The sequence below is a fragment of the Amycolatopsis thailandensis genome (genome assembly GCF_002234405.1).
GTDB classification, from domain to species: Bacteria; Actinomycetota; Actinomycetes; order Mycobacteriales; family Pseudonocardiaceae; genus Amycolatopsis; species Amycolatopsis thailandensis.
This window is the reverse complement of record NZ_NMQT01000097.1, coordinates 1-11475: the sequence shown is the minus strand read 5'-3', so window position 1 is coordinate 11475 and position 11475 is coordinate 1. Positions and strand designations below refer to the sequence as shown.

Genomic DNA, 11475 nt, shown 5'->3' with positions numbered 1-11475 from the left:
CTAGGAGTTAGAGGGCTCTCTAGGTCAACAGCTATCGTGGCCCGCGTGACGGAACTCGCGATCGGCCAGGTCACCGACCGGACGGGCCTCAGCGCGCACGCGCTTCGCTTCTACGAGAAGGAAGGGCTGCTCGCGGCGCCGGTGAAACGGGACGGGAACGGCCGTCGCGTGTACACCGAATACGACGTCGAATGGCTGGTGAACTGCACGAAGTTCCGGGCGTCCGGGATGCCCCTCGCCACCATCCGCGAGTTCGCCGAGCTCGTCCGGCAGGGGCCGGGAAACGAGGAAAAGCGGCTGGAGCTGCTGCGCGACCATCAGGGCGCCGTCCGGGACCGGATCGCCGAGCTGGCCGACTGCCTGGAACTGATCAGCAGGAAGGTCGAGGTCTACGAGGAGCACGTCGCACGGGGGACCGCGGACACCCTCTGGCGCTGATTGTCTGTCCACAGTGGATAGACGACACTACCCGATCGGTGCAACGTTTCGCCTGGCGATGGGCAGGGGCGGCCCCTAGAGTTTGCCGCTCGTGACCTGCGAGGTGAGGCGATGAGATCCTTCGGCGCGGTGGATCCGGTCAAGCTGGCGCTCGCCGGACTCACCACGATGGCTCTCGGGATGGCGGCCGCGCTCAACGCCGACGCCCTGCCGGTGATCGGCGGCGGCACCACCTATTCGGCCGAGTTCTCCGACGCGGGCGGATTGCGTGCGGACAACGACGTGCGGATCGCCGGAGTGAAGGTCGGCAAGGTGTCGGAGATCGACCTCGAAGGCGATCGCGTGCTCGTCTCCTTCCGGGTGAAGGACGCCTGGGTCGGCGACGCCACGACAGCGTCCATTCAGATCAAGAACGTGCTGGGGCAGAAGTATCTGGCGCTCGACCCGCGCGGCGAAGCGATCCTCGATCCCGGTGACGCGATCCCGCTACGGCGAACCACCGCGCCATACGACGTCCTTGAAGCGTTTCGGGATCTGTCGAAGACCGTCGACGCCATCGACGTCGACCAGCTCGCGAAGAGCTTCGATACCATCTCTGCCACCTTCGCCGATACGCCCGCCGACGTCCGCGCCGCACTCGACGGGATCTCGAAGCTCTCCGGCACCATCGCTTCCCGCGACCGGCAGCTCCGGACGCTGGTGGCGAACACGCGGCAGGTCTCGCAGACCCTCGTCGACCGCGACGCCGAGGCCCAGCGGCTGATCCAGGACGGCAACGCGCTCCTGCGCGCCATTTCCACGCGGCAGCAGGCGATCAAGGACCTGCTCGACGGCTCGAAACGGCTCGCGACCGCCCTCGACGGCATCATCGCCGACAACGACGGGCAACTCGCGCCGGTGCTCGAACAACTCGACCGGCTGACGTCGATGCTCCAGCGCAACCAGGATTCGCTGGCCAAGGGGATCGCCACGTTCGCCCCGGCGATCCGGGTGCTCACCAACGTCGCGGGCAACGGGCGCTGGATCGACGGCTACCTGTGCGGGCTGATCCTGCCCTCGTTCGGTCCGCTCAACGAAAAGGGCTGCTTCGAGAAGTGAGCGGCAAGGGGCGAGTGGCCGTTCGGTACAGGGGGTCGTGAGTGGTAAGTGACGTTCTAACGTCACTTACCACTCACGACCACCTGCACCGACCCGTTACCGGCGCCCTTGTCGGCTGGACCAGGTGTGGCACCGTCAGGGCTTCGTCCGCCGCAACCAGAACAGCCCGATCACCGGCAGCACCAGCGGGATGAAGAGGTAGCCCTGCCCGTACACCGACCACACGGTCGCGTGCGGGAAGGCCTCGCGGTCGAAGAGGCTGAACGTGCCGACGGTCAGCACGCCGAGCAGTTCGATCCCGCAGGCGACCAGCGCGATCCGCCACCAGCCCGCGCCGCGGCGGGCGAGCGCCACGGTGGCCAGGAGATAGACGACGGCCGCGAAAGCCGACAGGACATAGGCCAGCGGGGCCTCGTGGAACTTGGTGCCGATCTGCACGGCGGCGCGTGAGGTCGCCGCCAGCGCGAAGATCGCGTACACGGCGACCAGGATCCGTCCCGGGCCGGAGGTCTTGTCCGGGTGGGTGTCCACGGTTCGCTCCTCGGTTTCTTCAGGCACTGGCGCCCGCCCAGACCTCGTGCAGCCGGAGCACCATCACCGGGATGGCGAGACAGGCGATCCCGAGGATCGCGGTGCTCGACCGGGTGCGCTCGGCCAGCGCCCAGAACGTCCCGAGCGGGAGCACGACCAGGCTGCCGATCAGGTAGGCGAGATAGGTGGCCATGCTGCCCGGGCGGCCGCCGTCGATCAGCAGCACGACGCCGATCACGAGCTGGGCCACCAGGAGGAGTTCGACGACGGCGAGGCCGGCGAGCAGCGCGTTGTCCGGAAGTTTTTTGCGTACGGACTGCACGAAACTCCACACCGCGACCAGCGTCGCGCAGATCGCGACGGTCACCGCGAAGCCTGTGATCACGCCCGCCTCCTTACCTGCTCCACCGGCGACAACGTACCTCCGGGCCGATCATCGCCGACGGGCGACCGGGGAGGTGCGTGGCGGGCGCCACGAAATGAGCAGTGGTCCAGACCTCAGGTGAATAGATCACGAAGCGCGGCGGGTTGGCGCTCTGTCAATTTCGGCGCGCCTATTTGTGATCGGCGCCGCCACCTGGGATTACGTCGCGGGTTCGTTCCTGTTACACACCGACCGGGTGGTTGAAATCCCTGTTGATCTCACGCTGGGTACCCCTACCATTCGGTAGGTTTCGAATTCACGTCCCTGAACAGCCCATCCGAACCCCCGGTATGGCGGATTGGCCGTTCGGTTTCCGGCGGGTGGAATATTCTCCATCGCGATGGTGCACATGGCCCATCCGATTGGTTCCGAAGGAGGGGGCGCTCGATGGACGTCCGGTACGAAGCGTATTGCTTCGCCGATCCTCTGTTCTTCGACGAACAGCGGGAAACCGGGAATTCGTCCGATGATTTCGCCTCCCTGCTGCCCGCTCCCGAGTCCGGCTGGCGTGCCGGAGTGCGCGGAGTGTGGCGGATGCTGCACCCTGTTGATCGAAACCTTCCCTTGCAGGGCTGGAAAATCCACGTGTCGGCCGGGTTGGAGAACGCCGAGCGGGTGCTCGTGAAGGTGCACGAGCATTGTGTCGAGCACGACGTGTCCTACAAGCATCTGCGTTCGCGGGCCACCTTGCTGGCAAGGAATTCTAAATACGCCCCGCGTGACGGAAGCGGGAAGTTACTGACTCTTTATCCGGCTGACAACAACGAGCTCGAACGCGTTCTCGCCGAGTTGTCCGCGAAGCTCGACGGGGAACCCGGGGCTTACATTCTCAGTGATCTTCGGTATGGTGCCGGGCCGCTCTACGTCCGCTATGGCGGATTCGCGGAGCAATGGGTCGAACTCGACGGAAAACGTGTCCTCGCGGTGCGCAAACCGGACGGAACGTTGGTCCCGGACAAGCGCGAGCCGACCTTCTCCGTACCCGACTGGGTGACGATTCCGGAGTTCCTCGCGCCGCATCTCGCGGCTCGCAAGGGCGGCGGCGCGGATCAGTTCCCCTATCGAGTGAAGAGTTCGCTGCACTTCTCCAACGGCGGCGGCGTGTACCTCGCCGACCGGAACGCCGACGACGAGCAGGTCGTCCTCAAGGAGGCCAGGCCCTTCGCCGGCCTGGACCGCGACGAGATCGACGCCGTCGAGCGTCTCCGCCGCGAGCACGAGGTGCTGGAACGGCTGAAGGGCGTCGACGGCGTCCCCGCCGCCTTCGACCGGTTCACCGTCTGGGAGCACCACTTCCTGGCGATGGAGTACATGCCGGGCATTTCGCTCGGCAACTGGCTCGCCCGCAACTACCCGCTCACCCGGCGGGAGACCACCGAGGCCGACATCGCCGCGTACACCGAACGTGCGCTGGCGCTGGTCCGGCGGGTGGAGAAGACGGTCGGCGCCGTGCACGACCGCGGGATCGTCTTCGGCGACCTGCACTCCCTGAACATCCTGGTCGACGGGGACGAAGACGCGGTCTCGCTGATCGACTTCGAGATGGCGTCCGACAGCGAAAGCGGCAAACGGCCGGCGCTGGGCGCGCCCGGTTTCCGTGCCCCGAGGGACCGGAACGGTTTCGAGGTCGACAAGTACGCGCTCGCCGTCCTGAAGCTGTGGATCTTCCTGCCGCTCACCACGCTCCTGGAACTCGCCCCGGCGAAGCTGCGCGGGCTCGCGGACTTCGTCCAGAAGCGGTTCGACGTCCCGGAGGGGTACGCCGACTCGATCGTCGCCGAGCTCGCGCCCCGGAACATCCCGCCGCTGACCAGCGTCACCGAGCTGGACCAGGACGAGCCGGACTGGGCGCTGGTCCGCAAGCAGATCACCGAGGCGATCCTCGCCAGCGCGACCCCCGAACGCACCGACCGGCTCTTCCCCGGTGACATCGAGCAGTTCCGCGTCGGCGGAGCGTGCTTCGGTTACGGCGCGGCCGGCGTCCTCCACGCCCTGAACGCCGTCGGCGGCGAGCGTCACCCCGAGCACGAACGCTGGCTGCTGGACTCGATCCGCCGCGATCCGCCGAAACGACCGGGGTTCTACGACGGTTCGTACGGGATCGCGTACGTCCTCGAAGAGCTCGGGTACCGGGATGAGGCCACCAGGCTGCTGGCGGCGTCGGCGACGTTGGTCGAGCAGACCACCGACCACGGTCTGGAAGGCGGCCTGTCCGGGATCGGGCTCACTCAGCTGCATTTCGCGGTGACCCGCAAGGACAACGAGTCCGGCAGGCAGGCACTCGCCACCGCCGTCCGGCTCGCCGAGGCGCTCGAGACGGCCGACCCGCCCGGCGACTTCGCCAGGGCCGGGCTGCTCAACGGCTGGTCCGGTCCGGCGCTGCTGTTCATCCGGCTGTTCGAACGCACCCGCGAAGAGGGTTGGCTCTCCTTCGCCGACCAGGCGCTGGAGCGGGACATCGAGGAGTGCGTCGAGTCCAACGACGACTCGCTGCAGGTCCGCGACGGTGAGACCCGGACGCTTCCCTACGCGGGGGTCGGCAGTGCCGGGATCCTCATGGTCGCCGAGGAGCTGGCGAAGCACCGCCCGGACGCGAAGGCGCTGAAGAGCCTCGATGGCTTGCGCGAAGCGTGCCGCGGCGAGTTCGTCATCCACCCCGGCCTGCTGTTCGGCCGGTGCGGCCTGATGACGGCGCTGGCCATGGGCGCCGAACCGGACCGGCGCGTCCGCGACGCCATAGACCTGCATCTTTCCCGGCTGGCCTGGTACGCGGTGCCGTACAAGGGCGGCCTGGCGTTCCCCGGCAATCAGCTGCTGCGGCTGTCGATGGACGTCGTCACCGGCGGAGCGGGCGTCCTGCTCGCGCTCGCCGCGACCCTGGACGGGAAGGCCGCGCTGCCTTTCCTGTCCTCCAGAACTGCCGTCCAATGAGGGCGGCGGACGAAGAGATGACTAGTGAAAGGGAACACCATGGAACTGGTTCTCGACCTGCAGGCCCTGGACACCCCCGACGTTCTCGACGGTGGCCACGGCGGCAGCCACGGCGGCACCAGCAACCTGAGCCTGCTCGCGTCCTGCGCGGACAGCACCATCAGCCTGCTGACCTGCCACTGATCCAGGTCTGATCGATGAGAGCGCGGGAGCGGCACAGGCCAAGTGCGCCGCTCCCGCGCTCTCATTTTGCCCGTTGCTTCGTCTCGTTGGGATCACGTTGTAGGGAGTGGGATGGCGGGTTCAGCCGATCGGCTGTTGGTCACGGTGACCGCGCTCGATCGTCCCCGCCTGGTCGTGCTGATCTTGAGCGCGCTCGCCGGGACGGCGTCCGGACTGCTCCTGCCGGGTGCGCTGGCGTCGGCCGTCGACACCGTCGTGGCCGGGCGGCAGAGTCTCCCCGAGGTCTCCTGGCTGATCGTCCTCGGCGTCACCCAGATCGCCGTCGCCCTGATCGGCGGGATCGTGACCGCGCGGATGACCAGTTCCGCGACGGCCTGGCTGCGGCGACGGCTGGCGGGCCACTACCTTTCGCTCGGAACCCGTTCGAAGTTCGCCGACGGCGACGCGATCAGCAGGCTCACCGGTGACTGCACCGGCGCCGGACTGGTCGCCTCGGTCGTCGTCCAGCTCGGGTCGACCACCCTGATCTCGGGCGGCTCCGTCGTCCTGCTCGCGCTGATGGACTGGCGCCTCGCGCTCGTCTTCCTCGGCAGCATCCCGTTCGGCCTGATGTTCGCGCGCACCCACCTGAAGAACACCGCCGACGACGTCCTGACCTATCAAGAGGTGTCCGGCGAACTGGCGGCGAGGATGGTCGACGCCGTCGCCGGGCTCCGCACGATCGCCGCTTCGGGCACCGCCGATCGCGAGGCCGAACGGGTGCTGCGGCCGCTGCCGAAACTGAGTCTCGCGGGCCGCGGGATGTGGCGCACGCAGGCCAGGATGGTGTGGCGCTCCGGTCTGCTGCTGCCCGCCGTGGAACTCGCGGTGCTCGCCGCCGCCGGCTTCGGCGTGCTGGCGGGAAGACTGACCGTCGGCCAGGTCCTCGCGGCGCTCGGCTACACCGCGCTCGGCATGGGCCTGATCACCCAGATCCCGTTGCTCACCACACTTTCCCGCGCGCGGTCGTGCGCGCGGCGGATCAACGAGGTGCTGGACTCGCCGGTGCCCGAGCCCGGCGACCTCGGCGTCGTCCCCGGGCGGGGCACGCTCGAACTGCGCGGGGTCACCGTCGAAGGCGCGTTGCGGGACGTCGACCTGCTCGTGCGGGGCGGCCGCTTCACCGCGGTCGTCGGGCGGTCCGGCTCGGGGAAGTCCGCGCTGGTCAACGTCCTCGGCGGACTGCTGAGCCCGGACGAGGGGACGGCGACGCTCGACGGCCGCCCGCTGGAGAAACTGCGGCCGTACGAACTCCGCGCCGTCGTCGGGTTCGCCTTCGAACGGCCCGCGCTGCTCGGCGCGACCATCGGCGACGCCGTCGGCTACGGCTCGTGGGCGGGGGAGGCCGCCGTGCGCGGCGCCTGCCGGTCCGCGCAGGTCGACGACCTGATCGTCCGGCTGCCGGACGGCTACCGGACGCCGCTCGCGGAGACACCGCTCTCCGGCGGGGAGGCGCAGCGGATCGGGCTGGCGCGCGCGATCGCGCACGCGCCACGGGTGCTCATCCTCGACGACGCCACCGCCAGTCTCGACACGGTCACCGAAGCCTCCGTCGAGGAGGCGATCGAACGCACTCTGCCCGGCCGGACCCGGGTGGTGGTGACGCATCGCGCGGCCACCGCGGCGCGGGCGGACGTCGTGGTGTGGATGGAAGACGGCCGCGTCAGGGCGGTCGGTCCACACGAGGAGCTGTGGCGTAACTCCGTCTATCAGGCTGTTTTCACCGAGGGGGAGCAGTGAGCGTCTGGGGGCTCTACCGCTCGGCGCTGGCCGGGCAGTGGAGAGGCGGGCTGGTCCTGCTGGCCTGCTCCGTGCTGGAAAGCGCGCCCGCGTTCTTGTCCGGTCGCCTGGTCGAACTCGCGGTTGACGAGGGGTTTGCCGCGGGTCGGCCAGGCACCGGACTGCGTTGGCTCGCGGTCTTCGGGCTGGTCGCCGTGATCGGGGCGTTCGGCTCCCGGCTGGTGTGGCATCAGCTCGGCAAGGTCGTCGAGCCGTTGCGCGACGCGCTGGTGACCGCCGTCGTCCGTGGGGTCCTGCACGATCCGGCGCCGCCGCGAAACCAGCCGGACGCCAGCGGCGTCGCCCGCATCACCCAGCACGTCGAGGTGGTCCGGGACGCCACGGCCGGGCTGCTGGTGCAGGCGCGCGGGATGATCGTGACGACGGTCGCGGCGCTGGCCGGGCTGTTCACCATCGCCGGTTCGCTGGCGCTGATCGTCGCGATCCCGGTGGTGGTCGCGGTGGTCGTGTTCGCCTGCCTGCTCCCGTCGCTGGCCCGCCGTCAGCGCGCGCTCGCGCTGGCCGACGAACGGACCGCCGAGGTCGCGGGCGCGTCGCTGTCCGGGATGCGTGACATCGTCGCCTGCGGGGCGGAACCCCTTGCCGCGCTTGAGCTTTACGACGCCATCGACACGCAGGCCAAGGCGGCCGTTCGGGTCGCGCGGTCCGGGGCGGCGCGGGCGGTGGTGATCGCGATCGGTGCCTTCGTGCCGCTGCTCCTGGCGTTGCTGGTGGCGCCCGGGCTGGTCAGGGACGGCGTGCTCACCACCGGGGCCGCGCTCGGCGCGCTCGTCTACCTGGCGACGACGATGCAGCCGGCGTTGCGCGGGCTGGCCGCGACCGCGAGCACCGTGGTGCTGCGGCTGATCGTCGCGCTGCGGCGGCTGGCGGAGACCGCGGAGGCCGAACCGGAGGCCGACGGCACCGCCGAACCGGACGGGACCGCGATCTACGTCCGCGACCTGACCTTCAGCTGGGGCGCGGCGGCGGAACCGGTGGTGCGCGGTCTCGATCTGCATCTGCGGCCCGGCGAACGGCTCGCGGTGGTGGGTCCGAGCGGGATCGGCAAGTCGACTTTGGCCGGTCTCCTGACCGGGATGCTCGAACCGCAGGCGGGCCGGGTACTGCTCGGCGGCGCCCCGGTCCGGGAGGTCCCGGCGGCGCTGCGGCACCGGATGGTCGCGCTGATCCCGCAGGAGGCCTACGTCTTCGCGGGGTCCGTGCGGGACAACGTCGGGCTGTTCGCGCAGACCGCGATGGACGGCGAGCTGCTGGCCGCGGTGGCGGCCGTCGGCGCGGAACCGCTGGTGACGAGGCTGGGCGGGCTCGACGGCGAGATCGGGCACGGCACGCTGTCCGCCGGTGAAGCGCAGCTGATCGCGCTCGCGCGGGTGTTCGCGAGCGACGCGGGCGTCGTCATCCTCGACGAGGCGACCTCGCATCTCGACCCGCCCGCCGAAGCCCGCGCGGAACGGGCCTTCGCCGAGCGGGGCGGGGTGCTGGTGGTGATCGCGCACCGGCTGTCTTCGGCGCTGCGCGCGGACCGGGTCCTGGTGATGGACGGCAAGGAGACCGCCCTGGGCACCCACCTCGAACTCATGGACCGGTCCACGCGCTACGCCCAGCTCATGCACGCGTGGTCGCCGCGGCTACCCCAGCCCAGCGCCCAGTTCTTCGAGCGCGCTCCTGAGTAGACCCTCGACCGGGACCGGCCTCCTCGAAGAACGATCGACGAAGACGTGCACGAAGCGGCCCTCCGCGATCAAGGTCTCCTTCGAGTACATCCCGACCTCGTAGCGGACGCTGGACCGCCCGAGGTGTCCCACCCGCAGGCCGACCTCGAGTTCGCCCGGGAAAGACACCGAAGCGTGGTACTTGCACTGCGATTCCACGCACAGCCCGATGACACCGCCGGTCTCGATGTCGAGTCCGCCGCGTTCGATCAACCAAGTGTTGATCACCGTGTCCATCACCGAATAGTGGACGACGTTGTTGACGTGCCCGTAGACGTCGTTGTCCTTCCACCGCAACGGAACCGTCTGCCAGTGCGGGTATTCGGTGTTCACCACAGCGTCACCGAGTCCCGCAGGATACCGGCGAGGTCCTCTTCGGACGCTTCACGCGGTGCCGTCGCCAGCAGCCGTTGTTGCTTCACCGTGCCGGAGACCAGTGAGTCCACATCGGACTCGGTGTAGCCGACGGCGCCGATCCCGTTGGGGATCCCGATCTCCCGCATGATCCGCCGCAGCACGGCGGGCAGGTGGTCGGCCAGATCGCCCGGCCATTCGAAGTCCGGCGCGAGCAGCCTGGCCACTCGCTCGTGCCGGTCCGGAGCGGCCTCGAAGGTGAACCGGAACGCCGCGGGCGCCGTCAGCGAGACGGCCATCCCGTGCGGCACCATCGGTTCGTCGCCCGGATACCCGGCGGGGTGGAACTCCCTGACCTGCCCGGCGATCGGGTACGCGTTGGCATGCGGGATGTGCACGCCGGCGTTGCCGAAGCCGAGCCCGGCGAAGGTCGCCGCGAGCGCCATCGCCTCACGCGCCTTCATGTCCGAGCCGTCCCGCACGGCGGCGGGCAGCGCCCACGACAGCAGGCGCAGCGACTGTTCGGCGAACATGTCGGCCAGTGGATTCGAGCCACAGTAAGGAACCCGGTCCTCGGGCCGCTTGCGGTCGAATTCGGTGTACGGCTTGGCCGTGTAGCTTTCCGCGGCGTGGCAAAGGATGTCCATCCCGCTCGCGGCGGTGACCTCCGGCGGCTGCGAGACGGTCAGTCGCGGGTCGACCACGGCGAGGCTCGGCCGCAGCCGGAGATGGCTGATGCCGCTCTTCACCCGCAGTGACAGCACGTCCAGCACGCAGACCGTGGTGCTCTCCGAGCCGGTCCCGGTCGTGGTGGGCACCGCGACCAGCGGTTTCAGCGGCGCGCTCGGCGCGCGGCCGCCGCCGACCGGGGCGTTGACGTAATCCATCAGATCGCCGTCGTTGCCGGTCAGCAGGTTCACCGCCTTGGCGGTGTCGATGGCCGATCCGCCGCCGACGGCGACGAAGGCGTCCCACTCGCCCTGCCCGCGGGCGAAGTCGACGGCTTTCCGCATACTGACGTCGGTCGGTTCGACGTGCACGCCGTCGAACACGACCGCTTCGATGCCGTAGCCCTCGATGCCTTCGGCGATCCGTTGCGGCCAGCCCGTCGCGGCGACGTTCGCGTCGGTCAGGACGAGTACCCGGCGGGCGCCGTACTGCGTGAGGTCGTAGCCGATCTCGTCACTCGATCCGGTGCCGTATTTCAGGGCCGGGGCACCGTAGGTGAAAACAGTTTCACGTCCGGCGGTGGTTGAGGTCACGTTTTCGTGCTCCCTTGCTCGAACACGCTCCGATTTCGGACATTCCACCGCTCCGGGATTGCCGGAATCGGAAGATCGCTTGACGGCACCGATCATCGCCCGCCTAAGCTAATCCCATTAGATACCAACCGGGAGCGTCCGTCGCCCAGACGGCCGTGCGGATCCTGACCGAGGCGCAGATCCACCGCGTGTACGCGGTGGTGGGTGAGTCCTTCCTGGACCTGCTCGACGCGCTGCAGCGGGAGCGGTCGATCACCTTCGTCTCGGCGAGGCACGACTCCGGCGCGGCCTTCATGGCCGAGGCCGAAGGCAAGCTCACCGAGCACCCGGCCGTGTTGCTGGCCGGCCGCGGTCCGAACGCGGCGAACCTCGCGATCGGCGTGTCCACGGCGTACCAGGACGAGAGCCCGATGGTCGTCCTGCTGGAGAACCCGCCGTCCAGCCCCGGCCCGACCAGTGAACCGCCCACCGCGGACCTGACCGCGATGTTCGAGCCCATCGCCAAGTGGACCGGCCGCGCGCAATCCCCGGACGAGGTCCCCGGCCTGCTGGTCGAGGCGCTGACCCGCTGCCGCGAAGGGCGGCCCGGGCCCACCGTCGTCGCCGTCCCCGCCGACTTCTGGGGCGTCCCGTTCGACTCGGCCAAACCGGTCGCCGCCGTGCGCGCGCCCGTCACCGGCGCGCTCGGCCGCACCGCCGAAGC

Annotated in this window: 11 protein-coding genes; 7 read left to right on the top strand and 4 right to left on the bottom strand. The window is 69.4% G+C overall.

What is annotated here, in order from left to right:
- Positions 1–45 precede the first annotated feature (45 nt).
- Together CFP71_RS26640 and CFP71_RS26635 are read left to right on the top strand one after the other, a co-directional pair.
- Positions 46–438, top strand: coding sequence for a MerR family transcriptional regulator (locus CFP71_RS26640; protein WP_093936728.1), 393 nt, complete (start codon positions 46–48; stop codon positions 436–438).
- A gap of 111 nt (positions 439–549) precedes the next feature.
- Positions 550–1536, top strand: a complete 987-nt coding sequence (locus CFP71_RS26635; RefSeq protein ID WP_093936683.1) for an MCE family protein — start codon at positions 550–552, stop codon at positions 1534–1536.
- Positions 1537–1671: 135 nt separating this feature from the next.
- Here CFP71_RS26635 and CFP71_RS26630 read toward each other — a convergent pair whose 3' ends face one another.
- Positions 1672–2094: a hypothetical protein gene (locus tag CFP71_RS26630; RefSeq protein WP_208636043.1), complete on the bottom strand. Its 423-nt coding sequence runs from the start codon at positions 2092–2094 to the stop codon at positions 1672–1674.
- A complete protein-coding gene (locus CFP71_RS26625; protein WP_093936682.1) occupies positions 2087–2452 on the bottom strand; it encodes a hypothetical protein in 366 nt (121 codons plus the stop codon). Before CFP71_RS26625 ends, CFP71_RS26630 begins: the two co-directional genes overlap by 8 nt.
- Positions 2453–2878: 426 nt before the next feature.
- Between CFP71_RS26625 and lanKC the strand changes: the two genes are divergently transcribed.
- From lanKC to CFP71_RS26605, 4 genes are all read left to right on the top strand, one after another.
- Positions 2879–5422: a class III lanthionine synthetase LanKC gene (gene lanKC / locus CFP71_RS26620; RefSeq protein ID WP_093936681.1), complete on the top strand. Its 2544-nt coding sequence runs from the start codon at positions 2879–2881 to the stop codon at positions 5420–5422.
- Between the two features lie 39 nt (positions 5423–5461).
- Entirely contained in the window at positions 5462–5605 is a 144-nt protein-coding gene (locus CFP71_RS26615; protein ID WP_093936726.1) for a SapB/AmfS family lanthipeptide, read from the top strand.
- A gap of 111 nt (positions 5606–5716) precedes the next feature.
- Entirely contained in the window at positions 5717–7384 is a 1668-nt protein-coding gene (locus tag CFP71_RS26610; RefSeq protein ID WP_093936680.1) for an ABC transporter ATP-binding protein, read from the top strand.
- The gene (locus CFP71_RS26605; RefSeq protein ID WP_093936679.1) at positions 7381–9117 is read left to right on the top strand and encodes an ATP-binding cassette domain-containing protein; all 1737 of its coding nucleotides are present in this window, start codon (positions 7381–7383) and stop codon (positions 9115–9117) included. Before CFP71_RS26610 ends, CFP71_RS26605 begins: the two co-directional genes overlap by 4 nt.
- Here CFP71_RS26605 and CFP71_RS26600 read toward each other — a convergent pair.
- Both CFP71_RS26600 and CFP71_RS26595 read right to left on the bottom strand, forming a co-directional pair.
- On the bottom strand, positions 9073–9492 hold the full coding sequence (locus tag CFP71_RS26600; RefSeq protein WP_167406286.1) for an acyl-CoA thioesterase: 420 nt from the start codon (positions 9490–9492) through the stop codon (positions 9073–9075). The two genes, CFP71_RS26605 and CFP71_RS26600, sit on opposite strands and share 45 nt — an antisense overlap.
- A complete protein-coding gene (locus tag CFP71_RS26595) occupies positions 9486–10772 on the bottom strand; it encodes a hydroxyacid-oxoacid transhydrogenase (protein WP_208636042.1) in 1287 nt (428 codons plus the stop codon). The genes CFP71_RS26600 and CFP71_RS26595 overlap by 7 nt, the downstream gene beginning before the upstream one ends.
- A 155-nt stretch (positions 10773–10927) precedes the next feature.
- Between CFP71_RS26595 and CFP71_RS26590 the strand changes: the two genes are divergently transcribed.
- On the top strand, positions 10928–11475 hold a 548-nt coding region (locus CFP71_RS26590; RefSeq protein ID WP_244199840.1), incomplete at its 3' end, for a thiamine pyrophosphate-binding protein.

Bases quoted from the DNA above. Each gene is read 5' to 3' on its own strand.
- CFP71_RS26635 (WP_093936683.1), top strand. From the start codon at position 550: ATGAGATCCTTCGGCGCGGTGGATCCGGTCAAGCTGGCGCTCGCCGGA.
- lanKC (WP_093936681.1), top strand. From the start codon at position 2,879: ATGGACGTCCGGTACGAAGCGTATTGCTTCGCCGATCCTCTGTTCTTC.
- CFP71_RS26615 (WP_093936726.1), top strand. From the start codon at position 5,462: ATGGAACTGGTTCTCGACCTGCAGGCCCTGGACACCCCCGACGTTCTC.
- CFP71_RS26610 (WP_093936680.1), top strand. From the start codon at position 5,717: ATGGCGGGTTCAGCCGATCGGCTGTTGGTCACGGTGACCGCGCTCGAT.